Annotated in this window: 15 protein-coding genes and 1 pseudogene; 7 read left to right on the plus strand and 9 right to left on the minus strand. The window is 69.8% G+C overall.

Annotated features, from left to right (window positions below; genetic code table 11):
• Positions 1–67: 67 nt before the first annotated feature.
• The 9 genes from AC5RVZ_RS08665 to AC5RVZ_RS08705 all read right to left on the minus strand — a co-directional run bounded on the left by AC5RVZ_RS08665 (position 68) and on the right by AC5RVZ_RS08705 (position 12,751).
• Positions 68–1,258, minus strand: coding sequence for an MFS transporter (locus AC5RVZ_RS08665; protein WP_494065516.1), 1,191 nt, complete (start codon positions 1,256–1,258; stop codon positions 68–70).
• Between the two features lie 40 nt (positions 1,259–1,298).
• A complete protein-coding gene (locus AC5RVZ_RS08670; RefSeq protein WP_494065342.1) occupies positions 1,299–2,981 on the minus strand; it encodes an ABC-F family ATP-binding cassette domain-containing protein in 1,683 nt (560 codons plus the stop codon).
• Positions 2,982–3,258: 277 nt separating this feature from the next.
• Positions 3,259–6,114 carry a helix-turn-helix transcriptional regulator gene (locus AC5RVZ_RS08675; RefSeq protein ID WP_494065343.1) on the minus strand — a complete coding sequence of 952 codons (2,856 nt, stop codon included), beginning with the start codon at positions 6,112–6,114 and terminating at the stop codon, positions 3,259–3,261.
• 39 nt (positions 6,115–6,153) lie between these two features.
• On the minus strand, positions 6,154–6,978 hold the full coding sequence (locus tag AC5RVZ_RS08680; RefSeq protein ID WP_494065344.1) for a fumarylacetoacetate hydrolase family protein: 825 nt from the start codon (positions 6,976–6,978) through the stop codon (positions 6,154–6,156).
• A 106-nt stretch (positions 6,979–7,084) separates the two neighbouring features.
• A complete protein-coding gene (locus AC5RVZ_RS08685) occupies positions 7,085–8,080 on the minus strand; it encodes a cation diffusion facilitator family transporter (protein WP_494065345.1) in 996 nt (331 codons plus the stop codon).
• Positions 8,077–8,559 carry a transporter substrate-binding domain-containing protein gene (locus AC5RVZ_RS08690; RefSeq protein ID WP_494065346.1) on the minus strand — a complete coding sequence of 161 codons (483 nt, stop codon included), beginning with the start codon at positions 8,557–8,559 and terminating at the stop codon, positions 8,077–8,079. The genes AC5RVZ_RS08685 and AC5RVZ_RS08690 overlap by 4 nt, the downstream gene beginning before the upstream one ends.
• Positions 8,560–8,666: 107 nt before the next feature.
• Positions 8,667–9,686, minus strand: coding sequence for a PHP domain-containing protein (locus AC5RVZ_RS08695; RefSeq protein ID WP_494065347.1), 1,020 nt, complete (start codon positions 9,684–9,686; stop codon positions 8,667–8,669).
• A gap of 39 nt (positions 9,687–9,725) precedes the next feature.
• A complete protein-coding gene (locus AC5RVZ_RS08700) occupies positions 9,726–11,165 on the minus strand; it encodes a phytoene desaturase family protein (protein ID WP_494065348.1) in 1,440 nt (479 codons plus the stop codon).
• Positions 11,162–12,751 carry a glycosyltransferase family 87 protein gene (locus tag AC5RVZ_RS08705; RefSeq protein ID WP_494065349.1) on the minus strand — a complete coding sequence of 530 codons (1,590 nt, stop codon included), beginning with the start codon at positions 12,749–12,751 and terminating at the stop codon, positions 11,162–11,164. Before AC5RVZ_RS08705 ends, AC5RVZ_RS08700 begins: the two co-directional genes overlap by 4 nt.
• A 138-nt stretch (positions 12,752–12,889) precedes the next feature.
• On the opposite strand from AC5RVZ_RS08705, the pseudogene AC5RVZ_RS08710 reads away from it, so the two are divergent.
• The 7 genes and pseudogenes from AC5RVZ_RS08710 to AC5RVZ_RS08740 form a co-directional block, all read left to right on the plus strand.
• Positions 12,890–14,017, plus strand: a pseudogene (locus tag AC5RVZ_RS08710) (cytidylyltransferase domain-containing protein); the annotation flags it as partial.
• A gap of 114 nt (positions 14,018–14,131) precedes the next feature.
• Positions 14,132–15,049 (plus strand): N-acetylneuraminate synthase family protein, encoded by a 918-nt coding sequence (locus AC5RVZ_RS08715; protein WP_494065517.1) that lies wholly within the window; start codon positions 14,132–14,134, stop codon positions 15,047–15,049.
• A 9-nt stretch (positions 15,050–15,058) separates the two neighbouring features.
• Positions 15,059–16,030: a glycosyltransferase family 2 protein gene (locus AC5RVZ_RS08720; RefSeq protein ID WP_494065350.1), complete on the plus strand. Its 972-nt coding sequence runs from the start codon at positions 15,059–15,061 to the stop codon at positions 16,028–16,030.
• Positions 16,027–17,376, plus strand: a complete 1,350-nt coding sequence (locus AC5RVZ_RS08725) for a polysialyltransferase family glycosyltransferase (RefSeq protein ID WP_494065351.1) — start codon at positions 16,027–16,029, stop codon at positions 17,374–17,376. The genes AC5RVZ_RS08720 and AC5RVZ_RS08725 overlap by 4 nt, the downstream gene beginning before the upstream one ends.
• A gap of 10 nt (positions 17,377–17,386) precedes the next feature.
• A complete protein-coding gene (locus AC5RVZ_RS08730; RefSeq protein WP_494065352.1) occupies positions 17,387–18,499 on the plus strand; it encodes a hypothetical protein in 1,113 nt (370 codons plus the stop codon).
• Positions 18,496–19,743 (plus strand): DUF6716 putative glycosyltransferase, encoded by a 1,248-nt coding sequence (locus tag AC5RVZ_RS08735; protein ID WP_494065353.1) that lies wholly within the window; start codon positions 18,496–18,498, stop codon positions 19,741–19,743. The genes AC5RVZ_RS08730 and AC5RVZ_RS08735 overlap by 4 nt, the downstream gene beginning before the upstream one ends.
• Before the next feature lie 129 nt (positions 19,744–19,872).
• The gene (locus AC5RVZ_RS08740) at positions 19,873–20,958 is read left to right on the plus strand and encodes an inositol-3-phosphate synthase (protein WP_494065354.1); all 1,086 of its coding nucleotides are present in this window, start codon (positions 19,873–19,875) and stop codon (positions 20,956–20,958) included.
• The last annotated feature ends 23 nt before the right edge of the window (positions 20,959–20,981 follow it).

Consider the following 20,981-nt stretch of genomic DNA (forward strand, 5'->3'; position numbering starts at 1 on the left):
CGGAGTTTGCGTGGCCGCGCCTGGGGGTCCGGGGCCCGCGCTGTTCGCGGGTGGCGTCTGCGTGCGCCTAGCTCCGGGGCCGGCGCTGTTCGCGGGCGGCGGGGGCGGTCAGCAGCGAGGCGACCATCACCGCGGCGGCGGCCAGGAGGGCGTTGCGGAGGCCCACCTGTTCGCCCAGGAAGCCGAGGAAAGGTGGGCCGGCCAGGAACGCCACATAGCCCAGGGTGGAGACCACCGACACCCGGCCCGCGGCCCGGGCGGGATCGTCCGCGGCCGCGGACATGCCCATCGGGAAGCCCAGCGCGGCGCCGGCGCCCCAGAGCACGGCCCCGGCAAAGGCCAGCGGCAGGTTCGGCGCCAGCACGAAGAGCAGCAGGCCGGCCAGGGCCGTGCCCAGGCTGACCCGCAGCACGGCCACGCGTCCCCAGCGGTCGATGAACCGCCCGCCGGCCAGGCGCAGCAGCGTCATGGCGGCCACGAAGACCCCGAACATGACCGCGCCCGTCGCCTCGGTGGCGCCGAGCCCGACGACGGTGGCCTGGGCGATCCAGTCGTTGGCGGCGCCCTCGGTCAGGGCGGCCCCGAGGACGACGACGCCGATCAGCACCGTGCGCCGTTCCCGCCAGGCGGCGAAGCGGCCGGGGCGGGCCCCGCCGTCGTCGTCATGCTGGGGCCGGTGGGGCAGGAAGGCCCGCGGCACCACCCACGTAGCGGCCGCGACCACCACCGCCAGCACCGCCAGATGGGCGGCCAGCGATACTCCGAGCACGGAGAGCCAGGCGCCGACCATGGCTCCGGCGAAAGCGCCCAGGCTGAAGGCGGCGTGGAACTTCGGCATGATCGTGCGCAGCAGCTTCCGCTCGACGTCGGCGCCTTCGATGTTCTGCGCCACGTCCCACCAGGCCACGCCCACGCCGTAGCAGAACAGCGCCGCGGCGGCGGCGGGAAAGGAGCCGGCCGCCAGTGCGGCGGCGAGTCCGGCGGCGCTGGCGGCCGCGATCAGCCCGCCGGCGCGGACGCTGTTGGCCGTGCCGATCCTGGCGGCGAGCGGGCCGGCCAGGGGCAGCGAGATGACCGAGCCGAGGCCGAGGGCCAGCAGCAGCGCGCCGATGCTGCCGGCGCTGATGTTCAGGGTCGCCGCGGCCGCCGGGATGCGGGCCGCCCAGCTGGCGAAGACCAGCCCGTTGAGCCCGAAGATGGCGAAGGTCGCGTAGGTGGCGGCGCGGACCGGGCCGGGTGTGCCGGGCCCGCGCTTCAGGGCCTTGCTCCGCTCGACGTTCTCCCCGACACCCGGCGGCTCAGCGCTCCCGGACAACGCGTTCCTCGTCCCAGACCGGGGTTTCGCTCTCGTAGACCCTGCCGTCGGTGCCGAAGACCAGGAACCGGTCGAAGCTGCGCGCGAACCAGCGGTCGTGGGTGACGGCCAGCACCGTGCCTTCGAAGGCGTCGATGGCCCGCTCCAACGCCTCCGCGGAATGCAGGTCCAGGTTGTCGGTCGGCTCGTCGAGCAGCAGCAGGGTGGCGCCGGAGAGTTCCAGCAACAGGATCTGCAGCCGGGCCTGCTGGCCGCCGGAGAGCGAGTCGTACAGCTGTTCCGCCTGCCGGGCCAGGCCGTAGCGGTCCAGGACGGCGGCCGCGGCCTCGCGTCCCAGTCCGGAGCGGTGGTCGTCGCCGCGGTGCAGGATGTCCACCAGGGAACGGCCCAGCAGGTCGGGGCGGATGTGGGTCTGGGCAAAGAAGCCGGGACGGATCCTGGCCCCGAGCTTGACCGTGCCGGCGTGCGGCACGTCGGGAATCTGCACCTCGGAGACCGGCAGGTGCTCCTTCTCCGGGTCGGTGCCGCCGCCGGCCAGCAGGCGCAGGAAGTGGGACTTGCCCGAGCCGTTGGACCCCAGCACCCCCACCCGGTCGCCGAACCAGATCTCGGTGCTGAACGGCTTCATCAGGCCCGTGAGCTCCAGCTTGGTGGCCACCACTGCCCGCTTGGCCGTCCGCCCGCCTTTGAGCCGCATCTGCACGTTCTGTTCGATCGGCACGGCCTCCGGCGGCCCGGCCTCCAGAAACTTCTCCAGCCGGGTCTGGGCGGCGTGGTACCGGTTGGCCATGTCGGAGCGGAACGCGGCCTTGTTCTTGTACATGTTCACCAGCTCCTTGAGCTTGGCGTGCTCCTCGTCCCACCGCTTGCGCAGTTCTTCGAAGCGGGCGTTGCGGTCGTCCCGGGCCTGCAGGTAGCTCTCGAAGCCGCCGCCGTGAACCCAGGCGGTGGCCCCGAGCGCGCCGGGTTCGAGCGTGACGATCCTGGTGGCGGCATTGGCCAGCAGTTCACGGTCGTGGCTGACGAACAGCACCGACTTCCGGGATTCCCGCAGCTTCTCTTCCAGCCAGCGCTTGCCGGGCACGTCCAGATAGTTGTCCGGTTCGTCCAGCAGCAGCAACTCGTCCGGGCCGGCGAAGAGTGCTTCCAGCACCAGGCGCTTTTGTTCGCCGCCGGACAGGGTCGATGCGGTTCGGTGCTGCGCGCGGTCGAAGGGCACGCCCAGGGCGGCCGTGGTGACCTCGTCCCAGACGGTCTCCTGCTCGTAGCCGCCGGCGTCGCCCCAGTCCGCGAGCGCCTGCGCGTACCGCATCTGGGTGGGCTCGTCGTCGTGCTCCATCATGGCCAGTTCGGCTTCATCCACTGCCCGTGCCGCGGCGGCGAGGGCCGGCGGGGCGGCGCCGACCAGAAGGTCGCGAACCGTGGTCCCGTCCCGGACCTGGCCGACGAACTGCCGCATGATGCCCATGGTGCCGGAGCGTGCCACGGCGCCCTCGTCCGGGGCGATGTCGCCGGCGATGATCCGCAGCAGGGTGGTCTTGCCGGTGCCGTTGGGTCCGATCAGCGCGGTTTTGGCGCCGTCGCCGACCTTGAAGCCGACGCCGTTGAGCAGCTGGCGGCCGTCGGAGAGGAAATAGGCGATGTTGGAGACGTCGAGATGGGCCACGGATCCAGTCTGTCATGGCCGCGGGCATACGAAATGGCTCAAAGTCAGGCCTCCCCATTAGCCAACTCACTTCGAGCCATTTCGTGTGCGGCATCGGATCCACCGCCCGAAGGCAGGTCCCCCCAACACGGATCCTGGTGCCGCCGCCTCCGGTGTGGTCTCCCGTTCCGGTTGCTGACACCTTCAATCATGGTCCCGGCGGCGTCGGTTTGCCAGATCAATCCACCCTAGTTAGGAAAACCTAGGGTGTGCCGCTGCGCCAGCCCCCTGGCGGGGTTCAGTCCTGCCGGTCCAGCACGGCCGCCAGTTCCTTGCGGGACGCAATCCCGAGCTTGGCGAACGACCGGGACAGGTGCCACTCCACCGCCTTGATGGTGATGAACAGTTCGGCCGCGATCTTGCGGTTCGTGAGCCCCTTGGCCGCCAGGGAGCAGACCCGGTACTCGGCCGGCGTCAGCCGGTCGGCCTTGTTCTCCGCGATCAGCGGCAGGTGGTGATCCTGCTGCGCGAGCAGGCGGGTCATGCGCCGGGCCACTGCGGCGGCCCCGATCCGGTTGCCCAGGACCAGCGCCTTGCGCGCCGCCGCCAGCGCTTCCGTCCTGAACACCGCCAGCGCGTCGGCCTGCGCCGGCTGCAGGCAGATCTCGGCCAGGTCGGCCAGGGCCAGCGCCAGCTGGTAGCGGCCCTCGTGGGCTTCGAGGAGCGAGATGGCTTCGCGCAGCATGACGACGGCGCCCGGCCCGGGCTCGGCCAGCGCGGCGGCCCGCAGCACCGTGCCGGTCAGGCGTGGGGCGCCGAAGGAGCGGACCTCCTGGAGCAGTTCGGCGGCAACCGCGGCGGCGTATTCGGCCTGCCCGGCACGGGCGGCGGATTCGATGGCGCTGCGCGTCCACAGGTTCAGTGTCGGGCCCAGGCCGGCGCCGAGGTCCATGGCGGTGGCGAAGTACTCGAGCGCCAGCTGGTGGTCGCCGTGTCCGGCGGCCACCACTCCGTGCAGCTGGAGCGCCATCGCCTGGACCAGCGGCACGCGCTCTTCCGCCAGCGGGACCCGCTTCAGCAGGGCGTCGGCGGCGGCCAGGTCGTCCCGGGCAAGGTAGACCTCGGCCAGCGTCACGCAGGCTACCTCCAGGTACGTCCGCCAGCCGGTGTCTGCCGCCTGCATGCTCGTTTCCAGGTCCATCTGGGCCAGCCGCAGCCGCCCCCGGTTCAAGTGGATGGCGCCGCGGCAGTAGGTCAGGGTGGCGTTCGCCATCGGCGAGGAGTTGGCCCGCGCCTCCGCGATGGCTGCGTCCAGCAGCTCCAGGGCCGCGGCGTCCTGTTCCGAGCCGTTGAGCGCACCGGTCGCGTAATTGATGATGTTGGACTCCGCGCCGACCTCCGCCAGCAGCTTTCCGCCGGCGCACGCCCGCAGGGCCAGTTCCCCGCTGCGTTTGGCATCGATTCCGGTCACGGTCAGCCGCAGCGCCTCCTGCACCAGCAAAAGCCGGTCGCTCGGGCCGTCGTGCGCCGGGTCCTGCGCCAGGATGCTCGCCAGCTCCTGGCGGTACTCCGCCGAGAACTGCAGCTGCTGGAACCCCGCCCCTGTCGCCAGCGCAACCACCCGCCGCCTGAGCTCGGTGTGCGGGTCGCCGTCGTTGTCCAATTCGCTCAGGGCCTGGCTGTAGTAACGCGCACTTTCCTCTATCCGGTTGATCGAATACCGGGCCTCGGCGAACTCCAGCAGCAGCTCTACGCGCGCCCGGGTGCCTCGGGTCATGGCCAGCGCCCGTCGTCCCAGGACCTCCGCCTGCGGGAGGCGGCCGGCGGCCTGATGGGCCAGCGACGCTTCAATCACGATCCGGCGCTGCAGCTCCGGTGCCAGCCCGTTCTCCGCCATGGCCCGTTCGATGAGCCGGACGGCGAACTCCGCCGCGCCGATCCGGCGGGCTCCCCCGGCGGCATCGAGCAGGATCTCGGCCGAGGCAGGGTCGGCGCCCGGTTCGGTCGCCAGGAGGTGGCCCGCCACCACGGCGCTCTCGCTGCCCTGTGCGATCAGGGCGGCCGCCGCCCGGCCATGCAGTTCGGCCTGCCGTTTGGGCTCCAGCGAGGCGAGCACCGCTTCGGCCACCAGGGCGTGCTGGATCCGCGGGCGGGGACGCAGGGCGCTCAGGAACCGCGCGGCGGCGAGGCGTTTCAGCACCGGGGTCAGGTCCGCCGCCGACAGCCCCGTCATGCGCGCCAAGAGTTGGTGGCTCGCGTCCTCCCCCAGGACGACGACGGCGTCCAGCACGGCGCGCTCGGTCGCCGAGAGCCGGTCGAGGCGGTCTTGAAGGACGGCGGCTTCCGCCTGGGCCTTGCCGATTGCGGCGGTATCGAGAGTTGGGCCGGCGCCGCCCTCCAGGAGCTCGTGGACATAGAACGGCGTTCCCCCCGCCGCCGCGTGGATGCGCGCCGCCACGTCGTGGTCCGCGGCGGGCCGGCGGTTGGCCGTCCACTCGGCCACGGCCTGGCGGTCCAGCGGTTGCAGCGGCCAGTGCACGCGGCCGTCGGCACGGGCGGCGCTGCCCCGGGCACCGCCGTCGTCGGCATCCAGCAGCAAAGAGTCCGCCAGGATGCCGTCGCCGCGCTCCGCACCCTGGCCGGTACGCACCCCGCGCAGCAGCAGCAGCGGGACGTCGATCAGCAGGCCCGCCATGTCGGACAGCGACTGGAGCGAAAGTTCGTCCAGCCACTGGGCGTCGTCCACCACGGCGGCCACCGGTCCCTCCTGGGCCAGCGAACGCAGGACCCAGGAGGCCGAATAGGTCAGGGCGTCCTTGTGCAGCGGACCGCCCGCGTAGGTCAGGAAGGAATGCAGCACCCGGCCCTGCCCGTCGAACGGCGGGCCGTGGTCCGGCACCTGCTGGGCCAGCGGCGCGAACCACTGCCAGAACATGGATCCGGGCAGCGAACGGCGGGCGGCGCCGGCCGCCCGCAGCAGTTTCCAGCCGCGCGCGGAGGCCTCGGCGCACACCGTCTCCAGCAGGGATGTCTTGCCGATTCCGGACGGGCCGCTGACGGTCAGTTCGATGCTGCGGCCGGATTCCACAGCAGTGGCGAGGTCGCGCCACTGCGCCACCTCCCGGTCACGCCCAAACAGCCGTGTTTGTGCCACTCCTTGATCCTAGGACGCCGGAGGGAGAAATTCGACGTTTCAGCGCGGCTCTTCGGCCACGCAGCGGTTATGCAATTCGCCGATTCCCTCGATCCTCGTCACCAGCTGCGCTCCGGCGGGAATCCATTCACGCGGTTTCCGGGCCAGTCCCACGCCGGCCGGGGTGCCGGTGGCCAGCAGGTCACCGGGTTCCAGGGTCATGAACTGGCTGACGTAGGACACCAGTTGCGCGCAGGAGAAGATCAGGTCCGACGTGTTGCCCGACTGCTTGGACACGCCGTCCAGCTCGCATTCCACAGCCAGCCCTGCCTCCGGGTCCAGCTCGTCTGCCGTGACGACGACGGGGCCCACCGGAGTCATCCGGTCCCAGTTCTTGCCTTGGAACCATTCCGAGGTGCGGCCCTGCCAGTCGCGGACGGAGACGTCGTTCATCACCGTGTAGCCGGCGATCGCGTCCCGGGCGGCGGCGGCATCGGCGTACCGGATCCGGGAACCGATCACCACGGTCAGCTCGGCCTCCCAGTCGATCTTCGTGCTGGCCGCGGGCAGCACCACGTCGTCCACCGGGCCGACCAGCGCGTTCGGGTACTTGGTGAAGATCGTGGGGTATTTGGGGACCTCCTGGCCCACTTCCTCGGCGTGCGCGTAATAGTTCAGGCCGGCGCAGAGGATCTTGCCCGGATGCAGGATCGGCATGTCCAGCTCCGACGCCGCCGGCGCAGGGCCCCGCTCGCCGGGCAGGGTCCGCCAGTCCCCGCCCCTCAGCAGTTCGCCGACGTCCCTGGCGGGCAGGTAGTCGGTGACGCCGCCGTCCTGCCGGAACGCCTGCGTGGTCCCGTTCCGCCGTACTGTCCCCAGACGCATCTGTACCTCCTTGCGGCAGCCGTGCGCCGCCGTCGTGATGTTGTTGGGCCCTGGCAGCAGGGCCTCCTTGCACGATATACGGTGGGGCGCGCCGCACGGGGAGCGTTCAGAGGTTCCTTTCGGACTGGCGCTCCGATGCTCCGCCTGCTTCCTCGGGCAGTTCGGAGACCGGCACCAGGACCGTGTCGTGGATCATCCAATGCAGATCGATGCAGCCGTCCCGCGCCTCTTCGAGGACATCGACCGAGGGGACGCGTCCGTCGCGGGGGACGACGAAGGCCTCAACGTGCAGCACATGGCCCTGGTCGCGGACACGCGAGCCCGCTTCTTCCACCCATTCCAGTTGGCGCAGATAATCATCGATGCGTTCGATCAGCGGGTGGGGCTCCGAGTCGTCAAAGGTGGTGGCCCGGCTGTCCATCAGGTCGGTGACGGAGCCCCGCATGTTTTTGTAGCCGTCGCGCAAAATTCCCCCGGCGATGAACAGCGCCGCGGCGGCGTCGGCCCACCACAGACCGATCCCGATGCCGGCGACCCCGACGATGGAGCCGACGGCCGTCTTCCAGTCCGCCTTGTTCATGTCCGCATCGGCATAGAGGACCTTGTCATGCAGTTGCTCGGCGAGTTTTTCCTTGGCCCGGCCGAGCAGGACCGGAGGGACGGCGGTCACTGCCATGACGGCCATCATAAGCCAGCCGAGCCAGACGGTATGGCCCAGCAGCTGGACCGATCCGATGGGCGGGTGCTCCCCTTTCAGCAGGCCCATGCCGGAGTCGACCACCAGGAACGCGCCCATGGTGCAAAGGGCCACCGCGGCCACGAGATGCGCAATCCCGGTCGACCGGTGGTACCCGTAGGGGTACTTCCGGGTGGGCGGCCGGTTGATGATCTTCATCGCCAGCAGGAACGCGATGGGCGGGGCGAGGGAGAGCATGTCTTCGATCCAGGCCGCCTTCATCGCCTGCGAATTGCCCATGACCAAGGCGACCAGGGTGACGGAGACCGCCAGCACGGCGATGGTGGTCCACTGGAGCCTGATAGCGCGCCGGAGGGCCTTTTCCTGCTCGTCGGGCAGCTCGGTCCGGCCGAATTTGGTATTCATCCCCGTCCCTTCCGGTCGAGAAGAAACGTTTCCAGTTCCCGCAGGAAGGCGTTTTCGCCCATCCTGGTGGCCATGACGTATTCCACTTTGCCTCCGTCGGGGGCGCGGCCCTCGGCGTAGGGCTGGGTCAGGGCGGCCTTGTCCGACCACGGCGATTTTTTCGTCAGGCCTCCGATGACGAGGTCCAGGTCTCCGCCTTCGAGCTGTCCCATCAGGGATTCCTCGCCGGCCGCTGTCCAGGCGACGGTCGCTTCGCGGGCGGCGGCGAATTGCCTTACCAGGTCCGCCTCCGAACCCGCGGGCTCCGCGCCGTCCCGGACTGCCGTCCAGGGCGGGTTGTGCGAGACGCCCACCCGGAGGGTACCGCCGCTGATGCGCTCCAACGTCCCCTCCGGGTCCGCCGGCACCTGCAGCCCGCAGGAGGTCATCAGCAGCATGGCCAGCACCGCCAAGAGCGCCTTCGAAAAATTGTTCAGCATACTGAGGACCATAGCTAAAGCGGCGCCGTTTTGGGGACGCCCGGGCGGCTTGCCGACGTCGGGCCCGGTCGGCGTTTCCGGCGGGGTCGGAGGCAGTTACAGGCGGGCTACCGGCCCTGGCGGCACCACTCGAGCAGGCGCTCCACGGGCCAGGTGGTGATGATCCGTTCGGCCGGGACGCCGTTTGCCGCGGCCCGTTCGGCGCCGTAGTGGAGGAAGTCCAGCTGCCCGGGCGCGTGGGCGTCGCTGTCGATGCTGAACAGGCAGCCGGCGTCGAGGGCCAGCTGGATGAGCTCGTCCGGAGGGTCCTGCCGCTCGGGCCGGGAGTTGATTTCGACCGCAACGTTGTTTTCGGCGCAGGCGGCGAACACCCGTTCGGCGTCGAACTCCGACTGCGGGCGGGTTCCCCGTGATCCCTTCACCAGCCGCCCGGTGCAGTGGCCCAGCACGTTCGTGCGCGGGTTCTCGATGGCGCCGAGCATCCTGCGGGTCATGGTGCCCCGGTCCGACCTCAGCTTGGAATGCACGCTGGCGACCACCACGTCCAGCCGGTCGAGCATCTCCGGTGACTGGTCCAGTTGGCCGTTCTCCAGAATGTCGGCTTCGATCCCGGTCAGCACCCGGAAGGCGTCGGCTGAATCGTTGAGCTCCGCGACCAGCTCAAGCTGCCGGGCCAGCCGCTCCGCGCTCAGGCCGTTGGCGACCGTGAGGTTCGGCGAGTGGTCGGTCAGGGCAAGGTAGTCGCGGCCGAGCCAGCGGGCGGCATCGGCCATGGCTTCCGGCGGCGAGCCGCCGTCGGACCAGTCGCTGTGGCTGTGGAGGTCGCCGCGCAGGGCCTGGTGCAGCTCGCGCCCGCCCTCGGCCAGGGGTGTCGCGGCGCGCTCCCGCACCTTCGCCAGATAGTCGGGGACCTCGCCGTCGACCGCCTGCTGGATCACCACGAAGGTGCTGGCGCCGATCCCTTTCATGTTCTTCAGCCGGCCGGTGCGCGCCCGCTCGGCCAGCTCGGCGGGCTCCAGCCCGCCGGCGACGGCGGCCGCCTTCCGGAACGCCTGCACTTTGTACGTGGGCGCGAGTTCGCGCTCCAGCCAGAAGGCGATTTCGTTCAGGGCGGCGACAGGATCCATGGGACCATCTTCCACCGGCACCGCCCGCTGTTCCATGGCTTACGGCCTCAGGGACGGCACAGCCAGTCCGAATTGCTCCCGCAGGGCCAGCTCGGCGGCGCGGTAGCCGGCCATGCCGTGCACGCCGGGGCCGGGCGGTGTCCCGGCCGAGCATAAGTAGACACCGTGCAGCGGGGTCTGCCAGGGCTTCCGGCTCAGCACCGGGCGCGCCGCGAGCTGCAGCAGGCTGACGGCCCCGGTTCCGAAGTCGCCGCCGACGTAGTTGGGATTGTAGGCCTCGTAGTCCGCCGCGGACATGCTGGCCGAATCCACCACCAAGTCGGTGAAGCCGGGGGCGGCGCGCTCCAGCGCAGCGGTGATGACCGGCTCCATGTCCCGGGTGGAACCGCCCGGAACGTGGCAATAGGTCCAGAGCACGTGGCGCCCGGCCGGCGCCCGGGACGGATCGACCACGGCGGGCTGCGCGGTCAGGATCACCGGGTCTTCCGAGTGCCGGCCGCGGGCAATGTCCCGCTCGGAGGCTGCCATCTGTTCCCGTGTCCCGCCCAGATGAACGGTGCCTGCCAGGCGCAGGTCCGGATGGGCCCACGGAACCGGCCCGGACAGGATGTAGTCCACCTTGGCCGCCCCGGGTCCGTAGCGGAAGCGCTGCAGGGCGCGCGCATAGCGGGACGGGAGCCGGCCGCCGGCCAGCCGCAGCAGTTCGGTGGGCGAGGTATCCAGCATCACCGCCTCGGCGTCGGTCAGCTCGGCGAGCGACGCGACCCGGTGCCCGGTCTCGAGCCGGCCGCCGTGGGCCTTCAGGTCCTCGACCATGGCGTCGATGATGGCCTGCGACCCCCGGGCGGGCAGAGGGAAGCCCACGGCATGGGCGAGCGCGCCGAGCATCAACCCCGCGCCCGCGGACGAGAGGCGGCGCACCCCGCCGGGGGTGTGCGCGGCGACGCCGGTCAGCAGCGCCGGTGCGAACTGTTCGTTGAAGCGCAGGTTCCAGGCGGGAGAGCCCTGCTCCAGCGTGCGGAGCCCGTACCGGAAGGCCGTGACCGGGCTCGCGGGCACCTGGAGCAGCTGGTCCATGGTGAACTCCAGCAGCGCGCCGGTCCGCGCGACGAGCGGTTCCATCAGCTGCCGGTACGCGCCGCCGTCGGCCCCCAGTCCGGCCACGGTCCGGTCGAGGTCGCGGTGGGCCACCGCCGCGGCGGCCCCGTCGATCACCTGTCCGTAGGAGACCTCCGGCACCAGCAGTTCGATCCGCTGGTCCAGCCCGAAGTCCCGGAAAAACGGCGAGGCCGCCGCCATCGGGTGTACCGCGGAACAGACGTCGTGCCAGTGGCCCGGTTCCATCAATTCCACCGTGCGGGAGCCCCCGCCGGGCGTGGCTGCGGCCTCGAAGACCGTGACTCCGAGGCCAGCACGCGCCATGATCACGGCCGCCGCCAACCCGTTCGGCCCGGCGCCGACTACCGCTACGTCCGTCACGTTGGATCTCCTTCCCGCTGGGGCTTCAACCTTGTGGCCTGCGCGGCCTCACCGGCAAGGCCGGGCCAGGTCGAGGGCCGCCGCACGGCATCTATGCCTGGCGAAGAATGTTCGGCCTGCCCGTTCCCGCCGGCGGTTGCCGGGCCCGCGCCCCTCCCCCTGACGGCACCCGGCAACGGCAGCGTGAACCTGTCCGGCGCCTCGTCGTAGTCGCCGCCCTGCGGGTCGTCGGTGTCCACCCGGCGGACCGGGTCATGCTCCGGCAGCCAGATGGCACGCACCACCTTCCCTGCTATGTATGCCGTTGCTGCTATATGGGCGACGACCGCCAGCACGTAGTACGGCGTGTCCAGGTTGCGTGCCGCTTCGCCGCCGCTCGTCACCTGGCCCAGATGCATCCAGGTGGCCCACCAGTGCATCGCCTCGAAAAACTGCCAGATCAGGAAGTCGCGCCAGCGGGGATGGGCGAGCACGGCCAGCGGGACCAGCCACACCACGAACTGCGGCGAATAGACCTTGTTGGTGAGCACGAAGGCCGCCACCACGAGGAACACCAGCGACGCCATCCGCGGGCGCCGCGGCGCCGCCCAGGCCAGGAGCGCGATGCCCGCGCAGGCGGCCGCGAACAGCAGGAGGGAGGCGGCGTTGATGAATTCGGGGCTGAGGACGGGCAGTTGCTGCCGCTGCGCCATCAGGTTGTAGGCGTACCAGAGGGACGAGTGACCGGCTTCGCGCTGCCGGCTGTAGTCCAAAAAGTGGAACCAGCCGCCGAAGTCGCGCAGCATGAACGGCAGATTGACCGCCACCCATACCGCGGCGGCCGCCAGCGCGGCCCGGGCCAGGGGGCGGTACCTGCCGGTGCGCACCGCCAGCAGCAGGATGGGACCGAGGATCAGCACCGGATACACCTTGAGCGCGGCGCCGAGGCCGATGAGCACTCCGGCCAGGACCGGGCGGCGCCGGGCGAAGGCGAGCATCGCCAGCGCCGCCAGCATTGCCGCCCAGAGGTCCCAGTTGATCGTCCCGGCGAGCACAATGCCCGGTGCCAGCGCCACCATCGCCGCGTCCCAGGGCCGCCGGTGGCTCATCCGCGCCGTCGCGATGACGGTGACCAGCCAAACCACGGCCACCAGGGTGGCGTTGATATCGAAATAGGCCAAGGCCCGTTCGGGGGACGCGCCCTCGCCGGGAACCAGCCACGCCGTGACCCCGGCCACCAGGCCCAGCAGCACGGGGTACTCGAAGGAACTTCCCGCGGTGACGAACGGCATCACTCCGCCGGCCAGCCCGCGGGACTCGAAGAGCACCGGCCAGTCCGAGTAGCAGCCCATGTAGAAATAATCCGGCAGCTCCCACCCGGCCAGCCGGCACGGCGTCTTGACCAGGACGGAAAGCAGCGCCGCGACCGTGGTCAAGATGATCAGCACCCGCTCCACGGTGAAAAATCCGGGCGCTACCAGGCCCGGGGCGCTGTGCCGGCCCAGCGGTCCGCCCACCAGTTCGGTGAACTGCTTCAGGAACGGGTCGTTCCGGCTGGGCACCACGATGCGCAGCGGCGTGCGGCGCGAAGAGCGGGACCCGGGCATGGTCCAAGACTACTGTCGGGGGCCCGGCGGCCGCTGATCCGGGCCCGGCGGCAGGTTACCCGTTTCGTCCGCTGCTGCACGCCTTCCCGTAACCTGGTCCACCCCGGGCCGTTACCGGTGCTTCCTACCGTGACTCCAATGAGTTACAACGATCCCCGGGAAGTCCTGGTCGTCATCCCGGCCCGCGGCGGTTCCAAGGGAATCCCGTTCAAGAATTTGATGCCCGTGGCCGGCCGGAGCCTAGTGGCCCGCGCCATCGACAGTGCGTTGGCGGCCCCGTCGGTGACCGACGTGGTGGTCAGCACCGACCATCCGGACATCGCGGCCGAAGCCGAACGTTGCGGCGCCCGCGTCGTCGTCCGCCCCGCGGAGCTCTCCGGAGACACCGCCAGCAGCGAATCCGCCGTGCTCCACGTGCTCGCCTCGCTGCCCCGGCAGCCGGCGGTCACCGTCCTGCTGCAGTGCACCTCGCCGTTCATCGAGCCGGAGCACCTGGACCGGGCAGTCCTGGACGTGCTGGAAGACCGCGCCGACGTCGCCTTCTCCGTCACCGAGAGCCACGCGTTCCATTGGTCGCTTGACGACGACGGTGCCGTCACCGCCGTCGGGCACCGCGCCGACGTGCGGCCCCGCCGCCAGGACCGCCGGCCGCAGTACCGCGAAACAGGGGCGTTCTACGCCATGCGCACCGCGGGCTTCCTCGACCGCGGGCACCGCTTCTTCGGCCGGCTGAAGCTGCAGGAAGTGCCGGCCGGGCAGGCGATCGAAATCGACTCGCCCGAAGACCTGGCCGTGGTCCGGGCACTGGCCGGCCCGGCATGCGCCGAGGCGGCGGGCGCCGCGGCGGCCGGCGCCGTCGACGTTGACGCCCTGGTCATGGACTTCGACGGCGTCCACACCGACGACCACGCCTTCGTGAACGCCGAGGGCGAAGAGTTCGTCCGCGTCAGCCGCGAGGACGGCATGGGAATCTCCCGGCTGCGCAGCACCGGAATTCCGCAACTGATTTTGTCCACCGAACGCAACAAGGTGGTCAGCGCCCGGGCCGGGAAGCTCGGCATCGACGTCCTCCAGGACGTCTCGGACAAGGCCGGAGCGGTCCGCCAATGGATGGCCGTGAACCGGTTGGACCCGGACCGGGTTGCCTACGTGGGCAACGACGTCAACGACCTGCCCGCCATGGGCGTCGTTGGTTGGCCGGTGGCTGTGGGCGACGCCCGCGCCGAGGTCAAAGCCGCGGCACGGACCGTGCTGCAGCATCACGGCGGCGAGGGCGCGGTCCGCGAGATCTGCGAACTCATCCTCGCCGCCCACAGCGGTGCCGGCGGCCCGCGCCGCCTTCAACAAGCCACCACAGCAACAACCAGAGAGAGTGCACAGATGACTACCGAAGCTATCGTTTCCGTCAATGTTCCCGCCGGTTCCCCGGCGCCCGTCGCGATTGGCGACGTGCAGGTCGGTGCCGGGCAGCCGGTTTACGTGATCGGCGAGATCGGCATCAACCACAACGGCGACATCGAGATCGCCAAGCAGCTGATCGATGTCGCCGCCGAGGCCGGCGCGAACGCGGTCAAGTTCCAGAAGCGCACCCCGGAGATCTCCACCCCCGCTGACATGCGGGACAAGATGCGCTCCACCCCGTGGGGCGAGATGACCTACCTGGACTACCGGTACCGGGTCGAGTTCGACATGCCGATCTATCAGAAGCTCATCTCCCACGCCGCCGACCGGGGCCTGCACTGCTTCGCCTCGCCGTGGGACGTGCCCTCGGTCGCGTTCATGGAGGAAGCCGGAGCCCTGACCCACAAGGTCGCCTCCGCCTCCGTGACCGACACCGAACTGCTCACCGCGCTGCGCGAGACCGGCAAGCCGGTGATCCTGTCCACCGGCATGTCCACGATCGAACAGATCGACAAGGCCGTGGAAATCCTGGGCACGGACAAGCTGATCCTGATGCACGCCACCTCCACCTACCCGCTGCCGCCGGAAGAGGCGAACCTGCGCATGATCACCACACTGCAGGAGCGCTACCAGGTGCCGGTGGGCTACTCCGGGCACGAACGCGGCCTGCAGATCTCGCTGGCCGCCGTGGCCCTGGGCGCGGTGACGGTGGAACGGCACATCACCCTGGACCGGACCATGTGGGGCTCGGACCAGGCCTCTTCGCTGGAGCCCAAGGGCTTCGAGGCGCTGATCCGCGACATCCGGATCCTGGAAGAAGCCATGGGCGACGGCGTCAAGCGCGTCTTCCCGGGCGAGCTGGCGCCGCTGTCCCGCCTGCGCCGGGTGGACGGCTAAGCACACGCCATGAACCAGCCATTACTGAGCGTCATCATCCCGGCGAAAGACCAGGCCCCTTTCATCCGTGACGCGATGACCAGCCTGACCCGCCAGTTCGATGATCCCTCGGTCATGGAAATCATCGTCATCGATGACGGTTCCACCGACGGGACCGGGGAGCTGGCCGCCGCCTTCACCGGCCGGCTCCCGGGCCTGCAGATCCTCCGCAACGACGCCGCGACAGGTGTAGCGTCCGCACGCAACCGTGGCCTCGACCACGCCACGGGCCGCTACATCACGTTTCTCGACCCCGACGACTGGTACGCCCCCGGCCACTTAGCAAAAATTTCTTCTGAGATTCGCGATCTCGGCGTGGACTTCCTTCGCGTGGACCATATCCGCCATACAGACGGCGTGCGCACCGTCCATAGAGCGCCGCAGGCGCAGCGGGGCTTGCGGTTGAATCCTCGTGACGACATAGCACCCCATGACCGGTCGACCATGGTGGACTATTGTTTTCCGCCGTTCGGTATATTCGACGGGAAACTGAACGACTCCGGGCTGCTTCGATTTCCCGAGGGCCGGCACACCGCAGAAGACAGGCCTTGGGTTTGGCAACTACACCTCAAGGCGTCGAGTTATGCCGTCAGCGACCAACTGGGGGCTTTTTATCGTCGCGGTGTGGCCACTTCATTGACGCAGGTCTTCGACGACCGCCAGCTCGACTTCATCCACTGTTTTCAAGAGGTGTTCCGCTTGGTCGCTGCCGATCCTGAGGCTTCCCGGTTTTGGGCGAAGGCGGCCAGACAGTTCCTCGCCATTGCCTGTCATCAGTTGCGGCGATCCAATGAGATGACTGCCGCCTACCGGGCCCGTTTGCGCGCCGGCATACGGCAAACACTTAGCACGCTTCCCGCCGATGTGGTCCAGGGCAGTGTGACAAACCTCGATGCCAAACGCCGTGAGTTGTTGGCACCTTTGCTCCGGAGCACGAAGTGAAAGAACTTTTCGTCGTATCAACGCTCTACCAGGTCGTCTCGCTGGCCGCGGCCGTGGACGACGGGACCATTCCGGCCACCGGTGCCGAACGCATCCTGGTGTTGACCAACAACGCCTTGATTCCGGAGATCACCGTCCCGTTCCACGAGTCGCCGGGCTTCGCCGAAGCTGCCGGCAGGTTCGACCGCGTGGTGGACCTCGGCAAGCTGCTCTGGCCCCGGCGGCCGGGACAGTTCAATCCCCGCGAACAAGACCTGGATCTGTGGCAAAGGCTGCTGCGCTCGGAATGGGAACTGGGCGACGACCCGGTCCATCTCTACGTCGAGTCCATCCAGGTCAACCCTGCGAACGCCCTGGCCCGGACCTTCGCCCAGGCAACCGTCTCGGTGCACTCGGACGGCCTGATGAGCTACGGGCCCACCCGCAACCCCGTCCCGCTGGCCGTGGCCCAGCGGCTCGATTCCCTGCTGTACGTGGACCTCGTCCCCGGGCTGCGCCCGCAGTTGCTGCGCGAGCATGATCCCAAGCTGCTGCCGGTGGATCCGGCCTCCCTGCGCCGCGCGATGGAGGAGTTGGACCGGTCGGTGCCGCCCCTGGTGCTTCCGGCGTCCCAGCCGGGTGCCGCCGGCAGCGCGCTGCTGCTGGGCCAATACCTGTCCGAGCTCGGGATCCTGTCCGCCGAGGAAGAAGTGGCGCTGCACCGCGGGATGATTGAAAAGGCCCTGGAGCGGGGCATCCGGCACTGCATCTTCAAGCCCCATCCCAACGCCGGACCGGCAGCCCTGCGCTCCGTCCAGTCGGCGGCCGGGGACCTCGGGGTACGGCTGGAGATCCTGGAGTCCCCCGTACCCGCGGAAGTGGTGATGCAGCGCCTGCGGCCCCGGCTGGTGGTCAGCTGTTTCTCCACCGCCCTCATGACCGCCAGGTACGTGTTCGGCATCGAGGCGGCGGCCGTGGGAACGGAACTGCTGCTGGAGCGGCTGACCCCGTACGAAAACAGCAACCGCGTGCCGGTCACCATCATCGACGCGATCCTGGAACGGAACTTCCACGCCCCGGACCAGGAGGCCGCAGACACTCCCCCTGCCGGACGCCTGCAGCAGTTGGTCGAAGCCGTCTCCTACTGCATGCAGGCCGATACGCTGGCAGCAGTCCGCCCCAGCGCGGAAACCTATCTGCACCACATCCAGGACGGACCCGACATGCGCTACTTCAAGCGGAGACGGCTGACCAAGCTTCAACTGCCGGGCGGATTGCCGCCTGCTGTGGCCGCCCGCCCGCTGGCCAACGTCGGACGGCTGGGCCGGCGTGCGGTCCGCAAGCTGCGGTCCCGGGCCGCCTCGTGAGGCCGGCGCCATGACGCAAACAGTGATCACCGCGGCCTTCCTTCCCCAGCTGGGACCGGCGGCGGAGGGTCATCCGACCCGCCCACCCGTCGGGTCCAAGACGCAGCGCGGGCGCCGGAGCGAACTGGTGCGCCCGCGTTTTGGCCGGGCCGCAGTTTGGGCCGAGTCGCCGTTGCAGTTGCTCAGCGCCGTCGAGGCACACGGTGCCGGCCTGCTCGGCCGGGACACGCTCATCTACCCGCGCAGCGATGCCGTCGGCATGGACAGCACCCTGCAGTCGCTGATGGAACAGGTGCCCAGCGGCGTCCGGTTCGCGCCGCCGTCGGCCGCCCTCCCGGCGGGGCGCAACAAAAAGCTCGACCGCTGGGTCACCGGCGACGCCTACTCCGGCAAGGTCCAGGCGGAACTGTTGCGCGGCGTGGGCGCGGACGAACTGGTCATCGTGGACGACGGTCTGGCGACGCTGAGCCTGCTGCACATGCTCGTCAGCGTGAGGCCAGTCCCGCTGATCCGGCCGCGCGCGGTGCCGACCACCCGCCGCAAGGCGCTGGGCCTGGCCACCTGGTGGACCCTGCGCAGGATGGCCGGCCAGGGCCGGCTGCTGGTATTCACGGCCTTGACCGTGGAGCCGTCGGTGGAGAAGAAGTTCCGGGCCCTCGGCGGGCATTTGGAACGGCACCGCTTCGAGTGGCTGGGCACCCAGCCTGTCACCGAGAACATCAGTGAGCCGACCATCGTGGTGGGTTCGGCGATGCCCGCCGACGGGCTGATCCGGGCGGAGCCCTACCTGGCGTGGGTGCGGTCGCTGACCGAGGACGGCCCGGTGGCGTATTTCCCGCACCGCCGCGAACAGCCGGAACTGCTCGGCGCCTTGGCGGAGCATCCGCTGATCCACGTCAAGGAACACACCATTCCGGTGGAAATGCGCCTGCGCGGCCTCCGGCCCGGGCAGGCGGTCCGGGCCCTGCCCTCCACGGTGCTGGCCTCGCTGCGCCTGATCCTGGCCCCTTCCGGCGTGCCGCTGAAGGGGCAACCGGTACCGGACGACTGGTGGCTGCCCGGGACGACGGAAGAACTGCGCCGGCACCTGAGCAGCTCCCTGCGGGACGGAGGCAAGGAATGACCCCCGAGCCGCGGCATCCCGCCGCGCCCGCCGCCGACGGGCAGCACCCGGCCCAGCCGTTCCGTCTGCTGGCAGTCGCCGACAGCGACTCCTACCTGAAGTTCGCCTGCGCCACGCTGGAGTCCGTCGGCGCCGGGTGGGAGCGCGAGGTGCTGCTGGTGCGCTCCCCCATCCTTCCGACCTTGGAGCAGACCCAGGCAGCCACCGCCGGGACCTTCCTGGCCGGCAAGGCGCCGCGGGTGATTCCCGCCTCGGGCCTGCGGGCCGCACTGGCCGGCGCCGACGTCGTGCTGGCTGCAGCCACCGGGCCCATCGTGGAAGAGATCTTCACCCAGGCGTCCCGGATGCCGCGGCGGCCCGCCCTGGTGTCCGCGCTGCCGGGAGTGGCGTTCCCGGCCACCCGCAAGGCGCTGAACTACCGCGCGCTCGGGGACGCGTTCATCACCCACAGCCACGCCGAGTGCCGGGCGTTCAGCGACTTGGCCGACGCCATGGGGCTGCCGCAGCGGATCCTGGTGTCACGGCTGCCGTTCCTGGCCTCGGCCGGGCGTCCGGAGCCACAGCAGACGCCGCTGGCTTCGGTGGTGTTCGCGCCGCAGGCCAAGGTTCCGGTGGAGCGGGAGCAGCGCGTGGCCATCCTGCAGGCCCTTGCTGCGTTGGCCAGGCGCCGGCCGGAGTTGTCGGTGCGGGTGAAGCTGCGGGCCTGGGCGGGCGAGCCGCAGACGCACACCGAGCAGTACCCGTTCGACCAGTTGTGGTCTGAATTGGTGGCGGCTCGGGCGGTGGGCGGGCACGAACTGCAGTTCTGCACCGGCCCCATGTCGGACCAGCTGACCCCGGGAGCCGCCATGGTGACCGTCAGCTCCACCGCGGCCCTGGAAGCGCTCGACGCCGGCCTGCCGGTGCTCATCCTGGACGACTTTGGACTCTCCGAGCAGATGTTGAACAAGGTGTTCGACGGTTCCGGGCTGGTCGGCAACCTGAAGGACCTGGTGGCCGGCCGGTTCGGGCATCCCGACCCGCGCTGGTTGCGGGACAACTACTTCCACGCCCAGTCGGTGCGGCTGGACGAAGTGCTGGCCAACTTCGCGGCACGGGCCAGGGCCGGAAAGCTCTCGACCGATCCGGATCGCCTGGCCGCGGTGCAGCGGCGCAAGCTGCGCTCCAGGCTGCGCACCGTCCTGCCCGCGCCGGCCTTGAGGCTGGTGCGGCGGCTGCGCAACGCCCGGCGGCTGCCCGCCTGAGCGATTAACCCGCGCGGCGTACCGTCCCGGGAATGGACGCGCCCGGCAATGTGTTGAAACACGGCGTAGACTGGATAGGCTGCCCGCCATCGGCGCGGCGGCCATACAGAAGTGTTTCGAAGGAGAACCGTGGCAGAGAACCCCATCCGGGTAGCGATCGTCGGTGTTGGAAACTGTGCGGCCTCGCTGGTCCAGGGCGTCCACTACTATCGTGGCGCCGACCCGAGCGCAACGATCCCCGGACTGATGCACGTTGAGTTCGGCGCCTACCACGTCGACGACGTGCAGTTCGTCGCCGCGTTCGACGTTGACGGCAAGAAGGTGGGGCTGGACCTTGCCGACGCTATCGGCGCCAGCGAGAACAACACCATCAAGATCGCCGATGTTCCGGCCACCGGCGTCAAGGTCCAGCGCGGCCACACCCTGGACGGCCTGGGCAAGTACTACCGCGAGACCATCGTGGAGTCCGACTACGAGCCCGTGGACGTGGTCGCTGCCTTGCGCAAGGCCGAGGTGGACGTCATGGTCTGCTACCTGCCGGTCGGCTCCGAGAAAGCCGCCAAGTTCTACGCGCAGTGCGCCATCGACGCCGGCGTCGCCTTCGTCAACGCCCTTCCGGTCTTCATCGCCGGCACCCAGGAATGGGCCGACAAGTTCACCGCGGCCGGGGTTCCGATCGTCGGCGACGACATCAAGAGCCAGATCGGTGCCACCATCACCCACCGCGTGATGGCCAAGCTGTTCGAAGACCGCGGCGTGGTGCTGGACCGCACCTACCAGTTGAACGTCGGCGGCAACATGGACTTCAAGAACATGCTCGAGCGCGAGCGCCTGGAATCCAAGAAGATCTCCAAGACCCAGGCCGTGACCTCCAACACTTCGGCCGTGCTCGGCGACGACGACGTGCACATCGGCCCCTCGGACTACGTGTCCTGGCTGGATGACCGCAAGTGGGCGTTCGTCCGCCTGGAGGGCCGCAACTTCGGTGACGCCCCCGTCTCGCTTGAATACAAGCTCGAGGTCTGGGACTCCCCCAACTCGGCCGGCGTGATCATCGACGCCATCCGTGCCGCCAAGATCGCCCTGGACCGCGGGGTCGGCGGACCGATCCTCTCGGCGTCCAGCTACTTCATGAAGTCCCCGCCGGAGCAGTACGACGACGACACCGCCCGCGCGAAGGTCGAAGCCTTCATCCGCGGCGACTCCGACCGCTAAGACGCACCGCAAGAACCGGGGCC

The organism is Arthrobacter sp. Cza30 (assembly GCF_059090765.1).